Origin of the sequence: Spiroplasma citri (assembly GCF_001886855.1) — a bacterium.
GTDB classification, from domain to species: Bacteria; Bacillota_I; Bacilli_A; order Mycoplasmatales; family Mycoplasmataceae; genus Spiroplasma; species Spiroplasma citri.
The window spans coordinates 545586-560053 of record NZ_CP013197.1 but is presented as its reverse complement, the minus strand read 5'-3'; the positions used below and the strand labels follow the sequence as shown (position 1 = coordinate 560053).

Sequence of the window (14468 nt, the reverse complement as noted above, 5' to 3'; positions counted from 1 at the left end):
GTTTTGAATCAATTAGTTATTTTAGGTTTTTTCAAATAAAAAAACCATTTTAGTAAATGGTTTAATTATTCTTATTTAATTTCTTTATATTTTTATACCCTACTTTTTTTATACAGTCCTGACTAGCAAATCTTCTTTTCAAAATAATGTATAAAAATTATTATTACATTTAATAATTGCAATAACCTTTGAAACAAGTGTATTAATTTGATCTTTTAAATAATATTTGAAAAACATTAAATTATTAATTTCTTGCAGATTATTATTTTTAACTTCTTTTATTGCTTGTGCTAATTGATTTCAACATTTATTACACATTTCTTCTTCGGCAATATAAAAAATATCTTTCAACATAAAAACTCCTTACATGAATAATTATAAAATCATTTAATACATTTTATAATTATTACATCCTAGAATTTTCTTATGGAACTATTTTTTCTATTATAATTATACCATATTTATGATAAAAAAGATATTTAATCATACCATATTTTTAATTTAAAAATAAATATTTTAATCAAATTATTAAAAATAAATAATAAATTGCTAAATAATAAAATTAATGCAAATAATTAAAAACCGCTAATCAAGCGGTTTCTATTAATATGTATAATTAACTAAAAGTTACGTTAATACTACCAGTATAATATTCTGATTTCTCATAGGCAGTAATTGTTCCACTTTTTTTATCCGGATTAATATCTAAATATAAATCATTTAATAAAGCACTTAGTCGATTTAACTGACTAACAAAATTAACACTAATAAACATCATCATTACTTGTAAAATGGTTACCTTTGGTAATTTGCCTAAATTTGTTATTAAGTTCATTTGTTCCAAATCTTCTTTTACTGTTGGTGGTTTTGGTGCCACAACAGTAAAATGTACTTTAACTGAACCATAATAATCTGTTGCTGGGTTATTATGTTCCGATCAGTGGTCATTTCCTGAAATTAAAGTTGCGCTAGTTTGATCAGGTTCAACTTCAATTTTATCAACTCTGTCAATTTGTTTGTTTCATATAGCTGATGTTTGTTCACCAATAAAAAATTCACCAAAATTTTCTAATTCTGAAATAAGTTGCATATTGTTAAAAATAATGGCAATTAAAATTGTTTTTGGTCGTGCATCAGTAATTTGACCTAAATCAATACTTTTTACTTTATCAGCTAAATGATTTGAAGTTGTTACTGTTTTATTAATTTTTATTGTATTTAAAGTTGTTCCATCACTAAAATTTAATTCATACTGACCATTGCGATACAAATCAATTTTATTAACTGGTTTTGATTGATTATTAAATTTATAATTTTTTATTAACTGTTCAAAGTTTCATTTTGTTCCTTTAAACAATTGTGCCAATTGTTGTAATAATTCAGGAATAGTCTGTTTATTATTTTGTGGATTAATTGTTTTAAAATCAATTCCAGCAAAACCAGTTACTTCAACTGGTAAAACTGGTGGAGCAATTGGAATATTATTTCAATTATCATTTTTAGTACAACTAACTACAGACATTACTGGTCCTGAAGTTAAAATACCAATTGCAATAGTTGCCAGTAATTTTTTCATTTTAATCCCTCCTTAATCCGCATTCATAATTGCGATCAATGGATTAATCCGATTCATATTAAATCAACTAATTAAATATGCAATAAAGTATAATAATAAACCACTGCCAATTGCAATAATTGGAATCATAATATTCATAAACAGTGGTAAAACTATTCCAATTCGAATTAATATCATGTTAGAAATAATTAAAAATAATCACCCAAAACCAAAGCCGGCAATTGTCATTATTACAATAATAGGAATATACATTCCAATAACTAATTTTGTAATATAACGATTTCGATATCCTAATACTTTCATTGTTGCAATAATTGTTTGATTTTCCGCAATAACAATATTGCTTGTTAAAATAATAATCATAAAACTTAATACAAAAGAAATACCAATAATAAAGAAAATAATACCATTAACGGCTTTTGAAATATTTCCTAAAATTGCTTGAGCTTCAGCAATTGGCATTAAACTACTAAAAGTACTATTTGCATATGGTGGATAGGAAATTTCACTTCTAATACCAGCATTTAAACCATAAAAACTATAGTCACCAAATAACTGACTTGTTCCTAATCCGGTTTCAATATCATCAATTTTGGAACTATTAGAAATTTTATAATTAAAAATTGGATATTCATTTTCAAATACAGCAATACAATTAACTGCACTTTGATGTGCTTTTCAATATTTAACAAACTCATCCCATAACTTATCAACAGGTGTACTTGAATGCTCTTTAATAAATTTTTCTAATAATTCTAAACTTTTTCGTTTAGATGGTGCTAATTTATCATTGTTTTTAATAAATGAATTTGTTCATTCGTTTAAAAATAATTGTAATAAATAATTTCGGGTTTTATCATATCCTAGTAATTGTTGTGCCCTATTTTCATTAATTCAAGCTCGTGGTGAACCATATTGATTAGTAATACCAACAACGGTAAAGGATTCGTTCTTCGTTTCATTACTTACCCGATAACTTCTATTAACAATTTTATCGTTTAAAATTGATGGTTTTGTAAAATTAGGGTCAAGTGCATCAATTTTACTTTCTAAAACATATTCATTATTTCCATCTTTTAAAACCTTATTTTTATATTTATTATCCCCATTAAACATTAATTTACCAACTCGCCCTTGTGCTTGAGTATTATTACCTGTTATATCGCTTGCATCTCAAGCTTGTAAAATTTGATCCGAAGTAGCATCTTGTTCACTAGCAACTAACGCTTTGCGAATCAGTCGCGGACTAATTTGATCTCCAACTGTAAAATTTAATCGTTTAGCTAATGTTTCATTTAAAACAATATTATTACTTGCTGTAAATAATTTTTCATTTAAATTCGCATTATTTTTATTAGTTAATGCTTGATTTTTAAATGTGTGATTAATTCCGTAAATTTTAAACTCAATACTATTTAATTCAGCATTAATCATTGTCCCCCGATCATCTGTTAATGGATTAAACGGAATTACTCCAAAGGTTAAATTAAAATTACCATTGTTTTGATTAAATGCTTGTTGCATTTTTAATCGGACAGTTTGTGGAGAACGTGAATATACTCCTTGAATAAAACATTGATTAACATTTTCCACAAAGTAAGCATAAATTCAATTATATAAATCATACATTGGTTTTTTTAAACGTGTATTAAATTCATTTCCTGTTGCTGAATCTAAAACATCATAAAAAGATACAGACAATGGTTGCTCTAATGCTGGACGAAAATAATTATTTGCTAATGTAATCGTTGGATTTCCTTCTCCAAAATCTCGTTTATAATCACTCTGGGTAAAAATATTTTTCCCTAACTTATCATTTAAATTTAAATTCCCTCGTGAATCAAAATAATCTGCACGTTTAATGTTTAATCCAACAGTTTCCCGATATTTTCAATAAAATAATCGAGATTTTTCTAACATATCAATATGTTCCCGTGCTGTTTCTGTTGTTCGTAAATATTTCTCAATGGTTGATTTTGTTAAAAGATTTAAACCAAAATCATTGTAGTCACCTCATGTTGTGCTACAAATTGCTTTTGATAAATCCGGATTAGTTGAAGTTAATTTATTACTTTGTAAAAATTCTTTGGAAATATTACGATATAATAACGATCGCATATCATCTGCTTGATATGTCGGAGCAAAATTTTCGGAATTAATTTGCCCTGTTTCAAAGTCAGTAAGATATTGATTAACATCTGTTGTCATATTTGTATTAATCAAAAGACTTTTTTTACTATCTCATGGCTTTTTACTTGGATCATATGTTCGTAAAAAACTTGTTGGTAAATTATAAATCGGACTATTATATTCAACTAAAGTTTTATAATTATCTCCTTCATATGAATAACGAATATTATTCTGTAAGATAATTGGAATTGTTGTTGACATCGTAATCATAATGGTACTAATAATCATCGTTAAAGATACCCCAACCATTTTTCCAATTGAATTAGATAATTGTACTGCTTGAAATCGTGCATCAAATGTTTTACGAATTGCAAACATTTTATAAACAATTTTTTTAAAACGACCATATGAAACTGTTTTTTCTTTACGAATTAATTGTAATGGTGTTCTTGAAACCATTATAATTGTTCCACTAATCATTGTGACACAAGTTAACAAAGCGAAAATAAATAAAACACAAGTTACTAATGCTAATGGTGCAAATACAAAATTTCCATATGGTAAATTAAAATATGAACCAAATAAATATTTAACAGTAAATTGGCCACTAATCCCCATTCCATAACCAACTATCCCACCAATTAATGCAATCATTAATGGATAGGAAATATAACTAAAGGTTAACACACGGCGTCGATATCCCAATGCTCGTAATAATCCATTTTGTGGTCCAGTTGCATCAATTTGCCGGTGAACAACTAGAATTAACACAAAGAACGAAATAATTAATAAAATCGTAATTAAAATATAAGAACAACTAATAAAAGCATTTAATGTTGATGTAAAATATGTAATTCTTTTCGCAAATTCATAACGATTATCTGTCCGAAAAGTAGCAATTGGTAAACCAGTTGACAATGTTTTGACGTAATATCCATGTAAACCAATATGTTTGCCCTGATTAGTATTTAAATAATTATTGATTGTTTGACTATAATTATTTCGCATTTGTTCAACTTTTGTCTGTTGAAATTTTCCAACATAATAAACTTCTCGCTCTAATTGACTTTTTGGAATTAAAATTTGTTTTGTTAAATCTAATTTTGTTACTGGATATTTATTACCAGCTGTATCTTCAACTAATCCAAACAATCGTGGATCTAAATATGCAATTCCTTCATTTTTCATATTCGGAAATGGATGTACTGCATCAATAATTGGCGTAACATAATCCGCTGATTGTCCAAATCCAACTACTCGGAACCAATTTTCATTTGCATATGGTGATTTCGGCAATCATTTATTAATATCTTCTTTTTCATATGGAGTTAAATCAACATCTTTTAATTCACTATCAGCAACTTTAATTGTTGTTCCATACCTATCGGGTTGTAATCGAATAATATCATTAATTTTAATATTATTTTTGCGAGCAAACTCAGGGGTTAAATAAATCCAATGCATTGTTTCTTGGTTAATTGATAATAAATATTTCGTATAAACACTTAATGGCATTCCATTAGCCACAATAAATTTATCAATTTCTTGATGAAGATTTAATGTTACTGCTTTAATAACTTTATTATTCCCCAATGTAAATGTTCGCGCTTCAACACGGTTATAAATAAAATGTTCATCTCTATTCTTTAATTGTTCTTTAACAAATTCTAAAATTGCATTTTGACGAATCCCACTATCTGTAATTTTTTCAAACTGATCCGGTTCCCTATTTGAATTTTTAACATAAGTGGAATTAGCAAAACTAACAACAAAATCATGTTGATTACTTAATTGTTCAGAAATAAAACTACTATAATTATTTTCTACTCGTTGTTTAGAAACTGCAATAATTGTAAAAATAAAACTAGTTAAAAATACCAAAACAACTAAACCAATAAATTGAATTTTATTTTTAACTGTGTTTTTAAAATTGTTTTTAAATAATAACTTAAAACCTGTCATTTTTTCCACATTCTTTCTTCTTTTTTTGTTAATATTTGAATTTAGTTAGAGTAAAGATTAGGTGGTGTTGTTTGTTTTTTAAACTGTGTTAATAATTCTGTTTTACGAAGATTATCAACAATAGTAGCTTTTTTAAATCATTGATTAAAATCATAATTTGGATAAATTATTAATAAAATTGACATTGTTAATTGGTTATGTTTAGTGACAACAATACTAGTCAAAGTATATTTACAAAATGTATAATAACTAGAAGCAATCACATCATTAATCTTTTTTAAATAACCAATATATAATCGAAACAATATTAGCATTATAATAAAACTAATGGTAAAAATTGCATAAAAAACATAGCATAAAATAACTAAAAAAGAATATATTGTTTCATATGCAATTATATTTTGCAATTGAAAAATTATTGAAGTATAACCAAAAAATAATATATATGAAATTAAAACAATATTGCAAAGTCATAAAATAATAATTTGTCAATTAGAAAATAAAATTAATTTCCACGCTGAAATTGTTGTCTTTTTCAATTGTTTAAAATTAATTAAAATTTGCATTAAAATTCCCATAAAAAAGAGAAAAATAAAACTAGATCAAACAAGATAAATTAAATTTAATGTAATATTTAAAAAATTATAATTACCAGCAATATCAATAATTGAAAATGATGATGAAAATAAAATATAAACAAGAAAAATAATAAAGAAAATATTAATAAATTTTTGATATTTTTTTAAAACATATATTTTCATTACCATCACCTTTATAACTTTCATTATATTTTTCTCATGTTATTATAACATTATTCCCAAATGAATGTAAAATTAAGTTTAATAAACTGTGAAATAAAAGCGGTGTTATTTATGAAATAACACCGCTTTGTTTCTTATAATTAAAATTTTAAAAATTAACCAACCTTAAATTCTATTGTTTGTAAAAATGAATAGTCATCATTCTCAAGATTTCTTTCTTTTTCATCCGGAGTAAAAAAGAAACTATATCCAAAATCATTATAAGATAAATTTATATAATAAATTGGATAATTTCCATCAGAATAATGATTTCTAAATAATTTAATTGTAATATTTTTATCATCTTTTATTGTTTCCATTTTAAATTTTGAAATAACTTTTTCTTCTTCTGCTACATTAGGTTTATAAATTTTTGATTTAATTTTTTCTGTGGCAGCACAAGTATTATTAAAAAGATTAAAAATAGTTTCAAAAAGTAATGTCATTCTTGCATCTACTGAACTTTCTGGCTTAAATAAACTAACTTTTTTAAATAAAGTATCAAAATCTGCTTGGTTCATCTTAAAAACAAGTTTATTATTATAAGTTTCTAATTTATAATAATGTCAAAATGCCATTATTTTTTCTGCAAATTGCTGTAATTGTTCATCAACTTTATCTTTTGGTACTAAGACTTTAATTGGTGTCTTTAAATTTCTTCACTGCGGAGTTTTATCTTTAAACGGTAAATTTTCAATTGTTAAATTACCTGGCAAAAAATATTTTATATCTGCTTTTACATAATAATTATTTTCACTAATAATATTGTTATGTTGTTTATAAAATTCTAAAAAGTTTTTTGCTGTTAATTTGTCTGGTTGATATCCTTCTCCTACCAAGGTTAACATTGAATTTTTTCTATAAAAAGAACTTCATAAATTTAAAGTATTAAAAAAATGAGAAAAATAAGGTTGAGAATTAGTTATTATATTTTTTTTATCTAATTCTTGTTTAATAATTGGTCAAATTGTATTATTTCCATTGATATTATTAAAATGTTGATTTGATCTATCAATAATTTTATTTTCTTGCTTAATAAGTAAATCATTAATAAAGTTTATAAATCATAATTCAATGTTTTCTTGAACATTAGTTAAGACTTCCAAATTATTACTAGCAATAACTAACCCGTTACTTTCATAAACTTGGTCAAATTCTTTAAATTTAACTGAATAATTAATATCAAAACTAATTGTAATTGCATTTAAATTTTCTTTATTCTCAGCAATTAATTTTGATAGTTTATCAAAATTAATTTTATTTACTTTTAATTTGATATTATCATCTGACAATAATATTGGAAATTCTTTTTCTGTGTCACGATAAAAATTATTATAAGTAATAGCAAGTTCACTATTAATATTATTAACTTCTTTTTTAAAATCATTAATTAACTGTTCTAAAAAAGGTCATTTGCTAATTGCCGCGCCAATAAAGGGTTGTGATTCATCTGATTTTAAAGTTGTAATAAATTCATTAAGTTTAGTAACATCATTAAAATACTTATTAATATCAATCAATGCTTTAGCATCTCATCAATCTTTAATTTTCTTTTTAATTAATGTTATTATTTTATAAAAAGTTTCAATATCTTGATTCGCTTCTGCTTTATATTCATTAGTTTTTGATAAATTGTTACCTCTTATTGCACAACCATGCACCCCAAAACTACCTGTTGTGCCTGATAAAAGAATACTTAAAATACCTAAAAGTTTTTTCATTATTTATACCTCATTTTATTTAAACGATATATTTTATATTATCTTACAAAAAGAAAAATAAAAAGTAATTAAACTTACTTTTCAAATTATTTGCAATAGATAAAAATAATTAACAATTTATTTGCTTAAATTACAAAAAAAGTTATTATTTAAATAATAACTTTTTTCTACTAATTAAATTGTTAATTAAATTTTAACTAATTAGTAACTAATCCTTGTGGTTTTTCATTTTCATATTTACCAATTAAAATACCAATAACCAAACCTGAAAAAAGGTAGTATTCATTATTCTTAGGTTTTTAATTTTGTATTAGAATTATAAAAATCTTTTAAATTATATTCTTTAATATATTTACGATAATTTCGTAAAACATAAATACTGGGGTCATTGTCGTTATATTCAAATCCGTAATATTCAAGTTCAAATAAGTCTGGTCGTTCTTCTTTGTTGGTTAAAACAAGTTTTTTAGTGATATTAGGTATTTTACTTCAAACAGCCCCCATTGTTAATCGTAAATTAAAAACACCTAAACCGTTAAATGCTTGTTTATTTTCTGAGTATATTTGGTTATGTTCTTTTAAAATATTTTTAATTCTTTCATTTAAAGGTAAATATTGGGTTACAAATTTTTCATAAAATACGTGGTATTTATCAAAAGGATTAAAAGTAAATTGATTAGAATATGTTTTATGAAAATATGTTGTTATTTTTGTATATTGTTTTGTTATATTATCTCATTCTTTAAATGTCCAAGATAATTCTTTTATAGGAATAGGATTGTCTAAATTATATTGTTCATTATTATTTTCATCGGTGTATTTTTCATAAGATACTTTTAAACTTTTAGAACGAAACATTGAAACTCTTAAATTATTATATCTTTTATCTAATTCTTTATCAGTTAAGATTTCTTTTTCTTCGGCATGTATCATTTCATCAGTTCACGCTGTTATAATACCGCTACCTTTACCAACTTTACCCATAATTTTATTACAATTGGCATAACCAGCAAAAGCAATACGAACACCACTAGGAAAAACAATTTCTCCAGCTTCTTTAACATTTTTAGGTCAAACAATGCCATTTTCATTGTCGAGTCCTAAATCAATACCATATTTATCATATAAGTAGTTACATACGTTAATTGTATCTCCAAAAGTAGTATCTTCGTGGGTATTAGCATATCTTCGTAAAATATTAGATGAAGCATCAGTAAAATTACAAGCATAAAATAATTTTTCTGCTATATGATTTCATGTTTTATTAGTACCACGACCCGCAGAAACAAACTTAAAAAAACTTGGTGAAGTAAAATAACGGGCATAACTATCCCCAACAAAGTCTTTAAATACTTCTCAGTCAAAACCAAAATTATAGTCACTAAAATTTAAATCATATTTTGTATTTAAATGTTCATAACTAGTAATTCGTTTTTTGTTATTAATTTCAGTAAAGTCTTGCATTTTTAGATATCCTCGCTTTCAAATTATGATAAAATAATAAAACTTATCAAATATCAAATTAAGTATTATTAATATTATATTAAAAATATTTTTTAAAGATAGGGAAATAATAAGATGGAGTTAGAAAAAAATTTGTTAGGAAATTATAAAAAAAATAAAACAATCGAGACACAAAATGAAGTTAAAAATTTATTAATTAATAGAGATAATGAGATATTTAAATTATATCAACAAGGACAAATATTACAAGGATATAAGGTTATATCAAAATTACCAAAAACAATTAAAACAGAATATGGAAATATTCCTATAAAGAAGAAGATTATATGTTAAATATGATGAAGAAAAAAAAGAAAATATAAATCGTTATCCTTTAGATGAAGAATTAGGCTTAAAAAAATACGAAAGAATTGAAATAAATTTAAAAAATAAATATATGTCTTTTATAGGTGATGGAAAAAGATATAAAGATATTTTGACCGCGTAAAGTTATCGTTTGGTATAAAATTTCCAAAAACTAAGAAAAAGATAGATATAAAATTCTATCTTTTTTAATTAGGTTAAAGTTGTCGTTAACCTTGCTTAGCTTAAGAAAATAACAGCAAAACCAACCGAATAAAACTCTCCTACTTGGAATGTCGTAAAACCAAGCAAGCGAGGATAAACAATATAGGGGTGGCCGTACCGCTACGACATAATGCAGGCAATTCTTTTAGGCAATATAAAAGAGTTATCGTGGTTTGGGGATAAATCTTTAACCTGCAATGGTTAAAGGGTAAGTGTTCCACAATAAAAAAATTTAGAAATCTTACTATTTATAAGGAGGATTTGAAAGTGTCTTTAAAAAAACTCTGTTGAAAAGAGTTAAAAATTAAATTAAAAAATAAGAGAGGATTAATTAATAAATGTCAGTGTTATATCAATGAGGACTTTACAAAATTAACCAAAAACAAAAAAGGTGGCTGATATTGTAAAAAGTATGCTCGGTATTGTTTAGCAAGATTAGAATTTATTAACAAACAAAAAATAAGTTATAATCTTTGATTTTTGACTTTACAATGCAAAAATAACCATCAAATTATTAAAAAATTAATTTTTAAGAAAAATAAATGATGAATTATTAATATTAAAAATTAGAAAGGAGAAATTATAAAATGGTTGAAAATAATATCAAAAATACGATTAGCGAGTTAATTAACGAGATTAAAACAACAACAGAAAACAATTTAAGCAATTTAGAACAAATTATGGAAACTTTAATTCATAAAGTTAATAATATTGAAAATATTTTAAATCAAATACGATAAAAAATTAAACCAACTATTTATTAAAATTAGTTGGTTTTTTATTTTTGATAAGTAAAAAATAAAGGAGATAAAAATAATGAGGAAAAGTTGTCCTAAATGTAGATCAAAAATAGATGGTGATAATAAACATTTATGATGCACAAATGTTTATTGTATTTTTGCAAAAAACCCATATATTTTTAGAAAGAAAAAATAATGAATATAACAGAATTAATTAAATATGACAAACTTAAAAAAGAACTTGCTGAAAAAGATAAAGAAATTAAAAAACTAAAATCAAAACATTTATTTAAAGAAGACTTTTATTTACTTTGTGAAGAAGATAAACTTACATATGATTGAGAAAGTTTACAAACTGATGAAATAACAATTGAAATGCACTTAAAATATTGTGAAAGTAATAATCATAGATATTGCCTAATTAAAGATATTAATAATTTACCAAGTAAGTTAGAAAGTAAGGAAGATAAAATTAGTTGAAGATAAATTTAGTTATACAGTGACAGTGATAAATTATTTATCTGATATTAAATGACAAAAAGATTCAGACAAAAATATAGAACCAGTTCGTTAAGAAGTGATTTTTTGGTTTAATTAATTATTTATTTTTAAAATACTATTAGATATTAATTTTAGGAAAAATAAAATTAAAAGCAAAAAAAGTTAGGTAGGTGTTAAATATGATAAAAAAAATTTATTTAAACCAAAATTTAATTTCACAAGAAATAAAAAATAAAACGCATATTTTAATAAACAAACAAAAAGATTGTGTTGTTTTAGATAAAAATTGTTTAGGTTTATCAAATTATAAAAATTATTTTTGTTTAAAAATTGATGAAAATAAAAATTATGCGGTTCATAGTAGTATCAATAATAAAAATGGTAATATTGTGGGAAAAAATTTAATTTTATCTTTTGAAAAATTAAAACATGAAAACAAAAAACAGTTTAATTCGCAAAACAACATTGATGCTAATAATGATTTACTAAATAAATATGATAATCATTATAAAAATAATAAAATACAACAACAAAAATTAACATTAGAAGAATTAAAACAATTACTAGAAGATTTAGAAAATATTGATAACCCCAATTGATAACCCCAATTATTGAGAAAATGGTTTTTATTTAGGATACAACAAATATGAAAAAATTACTTAGTTTTTTAGCAATATTTTCGTTATCGTGTACAAAAACAGTGAATTTGATTAGTTGTGGTAATATTGCAAATAATAAACCACACTTACCACCAGCAAAACCAAAAGAACCAATAGTCAAAGATGTTTTTTACTATGAAAAATTAAAACAAGAAATTACAGCAGAAATCAAAGAATATGATGAAGTAATTAAAGAAATTGAAAATAGTAAAAATGATTATGAAAACGAAACAGATTATCATACAGAATTAAACCAATCACAAGCAGAAAAATTTATTAAAATGTCTGAACTAAATAATTGCGAATATCAAATTTTACTATGTCAAAAAGAAAATGAGTTTACAGACGAACAAAAACAACAAGCAATTAAGTTATTAAAAAAACAAATAAACAACTTAAATAGTACTTTAAATTTATTAAGCGAAAATAAAAATAGTGATTTTGACCAGAAAGATTTAGAAAAAATAAATACAAAAATAAAAAATATAAAAACAATTTTAGACGAAATTAAAAACAATTAAGGAAGAAATGATTTATGTATAGATAACAAAAAACAAAATAAAAGCAAGTATAAAGATGAAAATACATCAATAGATTAAATTAAAAAAACATAAATAATGAAAATAACACAAAACAAGATATTAATTATCTTGTTTTTTTTAGAAAGAGGTGCAGAAATGATTAATTGCCCATTTTGTAAATATATTCATAATATTTATATTGAAAACAATATTAATATATTATTTTTTTGTTATTATAGGTATCCCAATCCATGAATCGTTTTAGATAAAAGAAAAATTAGAAGAATGATTGTTTATTATGCTTAAAGTAATTGAATTATTTGCTGGGATTGGGAGTCAAAGAAAAGCATTAGAAAAGATTGGAATTAACCACAAAGTAATTGCTTTTTGTGATAATGATAAATACGCTGAAAAATCATATCGAGCGATTTTTAATGATTATGACACACCAAATTTAAGGTGACATTACTAAATTAGAAACTTTACCATATGCTGATTTAATAACTTGATCATTCCCATGCCAAGACATATCAAATGCCAATAATAATGGCCAAGGATTAAATGGCAAGCGAAGTGGTTTGGCTTACAAAGTTGTTGATTTAATAAGCACAATGGCAATAAAACCGCAATATCTTTTAATGGAAAATGTACCAAATTTATTAAGTAAAAAGTTTTTTGTTGGATTTCAAAATCTACAAAATCAACTTAATAAATTAGGATATCATAACCAATATTTTACAATGAATGCCAAAGATTATGGAATTCCCCAAAATAGAAAACGATTATTTATGATTTCAACATTAAAACAAGATTTTAAATTTCAATATCCCCAACCTTGTAATTTAAAATTTTTAGTAAAAGATATTTTAGAAAACAATGTAAATGAAAAATATTTTATTAGACAAGAATCAATGAAAAAAGCAATTGAAAACAATAAACTTAAAATCATTCAACAATGTTCTTATACAATTACAACAAAACAAATGCGATGAGGAAACGCAGAAATTATTGCAATTCCCAATGATATAAAAAAACTTAATGATGGAAAATTAATGATTAATCTGAGAAATTATAATCAAGTTAATATTTTTAATGATATAACAAAAAATAATCTTATTCCAACCATTACAACAGGACACGGGAGACCACCACAAATTGCATTGCCAATTAAGGATTATGGTAATTTTATTGTTTTACCACGAGCAAAAGATGGTTTGCTAATTAATGGATCATATAATCGGTTTTGAAAAACAGAAAATAATTATATGGGAACAATCGCAGCAAGTAATGTCAATAAAATTATGATTGATAATAAAAGACAACAACAAGATAGTAGTAAAATACTATCTTTTTTAATTGCTGAAAAAGAATACTTTTTACGAGTGTTAACCCCTTGTGAATGTTGATTATTAATGGGATTTAGTAATAAAGACTTTGATAAAGCAAGCAAAGTTGTTTCAGAAACCCAACTTTATAAACAAGCTGGTAATAGCATTGTTGTTGATGTGTTAGAAAAAATATTTACAGCAATGTTTCAAATAGAAAGGAAAAATTAAAGATGCAAAATAAGAGAAAAGTTTGGTGAAAATTACTTTTATATCCTTTAACAATTATTATTGGAATTTTGTTGCTAATAATTTCCCCTATTTTGTTTTTAATTGCCCTTGGAATTGATTGTGATTTTATGATTGGTAATTTATTATTGCATTTATTTTACTTACCTTTCGAAAGGAAAGAAAAAAATGACTAAGAAAAACAATATTAAAAATTACTTTAATAATCAACAGCAATATTATCAAAAAAAGAAAAATATTTATTATCAAAAAA

The 14468-nt window shown here is 23.9% G+C and carries 15 protein-coding genes; 9 read left to right on the top strand and 6 right to left on the bottom strand.

Features of this window, described 5'->3' with window-relative positions:
- Window positions 1-108 precede the first annotated feature (108 nt).
- From SCITRI_RS02960 to SCITRI_RS02935, 6 genes are all read right to left on the bottom strand, one after another.
- Window positions 109-354 (bottom strand): hypothetical protein, encoded by a 246-nt coding sequence (locus tag SCITRI_RS02960; protein ID WP_237238059.1) that lies wholly within the window; start codon window positions 352-354, stop codon window positions 109-111.
- Between the two features lie 262 nt (window positions 355-616).
- Window positions 617-1576 (bottom strand): hypothetical protein, encoded by a 960-nt coding sequence (locus SCITRI_RS02955; RefSeq protein WP_071937150.1) that lies wholly within the window; start codon window positions 1574-1576, stop codon window positions 617-619.
- Window positions 1577-1588: 12 nt separating this feature from the next.
- Window positions 1589-5668: an ABC transporter permease gene (locus SCITRI_RS02950; RefSeq protein WP_071938054.1), complete on the bottom strand. Its 4080-nt coding sequence runs from the start codon at window positions 5666-5668 to the stop codon at window positions 1589-1591.
- A 41-nt stretch (window positions 5669-5709) separates the two neighbouring features.
- Complete coding sequence (locus SCITRI_RS02945) at window positions 5710-6429, bottom strand: hypothetical protein (RefSeq protein WP_071937149.1); 720 nt, start codon at window positions 6427-6429, stop codon at window positions 5710-5712.
- A gap of 155 nt (window positions 6430-6584) precedes the next feature.
- Complete coding sequence (locus SCITRI_RS02940; protein ID WP_071937148.1) at window positions 6585-8189, bottom strand: hypothetical protein; 1605 nt, start codon at window positions 8187-8189, stop codon at window positions 6585-6587.
- Window positions 8190-8480: 291 nt separating this feature from the next.
- Complete coding sequence (locus tag SCITRI_RS02935) at window positions 8481-9653, bottom strand: hypothetical protein (RefSeq protein ID WP_071937147.1); 1173 nt, start codon at window positions 9651-9653, stop codon at window positions 8481-8483.
- A 114-nt stretch (window positions 9654-9767) separates the two neighbouring features.
- Here SCITRI_RS02935 and SCITRI_RS02930 point away from each other — a divergent pair, with 114 nt between their 5' ends.
- From SCITRI_RS02930 to SCITRI_RS02895, 9 genes are all read left to right on the top strand, one after another.
- On the top strand, window positions 9768-9986 hold the full coding sequence (locus SCITRI_RS02930; RefSeq protein WP_071937146.1) for a hypothetical protein: 219 nt from the start codon (window positions 9768-9770) through the stop codon (window positions 9984-9986).
- A gap of 501 nt (window positions 9987-10487) precedes the next feature.
- Complete coding sequence (locus SCITRI_RS02925) at window positions 10488-10790, top strand: hypothetical protein (protein ID WP_071937145.1); 303 nt, start codon at window positions 10488-10490, stop codon at window positions 10788-10790.
- A 17-nt stretch (window positions 10791-10807) separates the two neighbouring features.
- Window positions 10808-10960, top strand: a complete 153-nt coding sequence (locus SCITRI_RS09860) for a hypothetical protein (RefSeq protein ID WP_155522083.1) — start codon at window positions 10808-10810, stop codon at window positions 10958-10960.
- Window positions 10961-11155: 195 nt separating this feature from the next.
- A complete protein-coding gene (locus SCITRI_RS02920; RefSeq protein ID WP_071937144.1) occupies window positions 11156-11446 on the top strand; it encodes a hypothetical protein in 291 nt (96 codons plus the stop codon).
- Window positions 11447-11640: 194 nt separating this feature from the next.
- The gene (locus SCITRI_RS02915) at window positions 11641-12063 is read left to right on the top strand and encodes a hypothetical protein (protein ID WP_071937143.1); all 423 of its coding nucleotides are present in this window, start codon (window positions 11641-11643) and stop codon (window positions 12061-12063) included.
- Between the two features lie 44 nt (window positions 12064-12107).
- Window positions 12108-12641 (top strand): hypothetical protein, encoded by a 534-nt coding sequence (locus SCITRI_RS02910; RefSeq protein ID WP_071937142.1) that lies wholly within the window; start codon window positions 12108-12110, stop codon window positions 12639-12641.
- Between the two features lie 298 nt (window positions 12642-12939).
- A complete protein-coding gene (locus tag SCITRI_RS12055) occupies window positions 12940-13113 on the top strand; it encodes a DNA cytosine methyltransferase (protein ID WP_147076873.1) in 174 nt (57 codons plus the stop codon).
- Entirely contained in the window at window positions 13106-14197 is a 1092-nt protein-coding gene (locus SCITRI_RS10690; RefSeq protein WP_084566874.1) for a DNA cytosine methyltransferase, read from the top strand. The genes SCITRI_RS12055 and SCITRI_RS10690 overlap by 8 nt, the downstream gene beginning before the upstream one ends.
- A 2-nt stretch (window positions 14198-14199) precedes the next feature.
- On the top strand, window positions 14200-14391 hold the full coding sequence (locus tag SCITRI_RS02895; RefSeq protein WP_071937140.1) for a hypothetical protein: 192 nt from the start codon (window positions 14200-14202) through the stop codon (window positions 14389-14391).
- The last annotated feature ends 77 nt before the right edge of the window (window positions 14392-14468 follow it).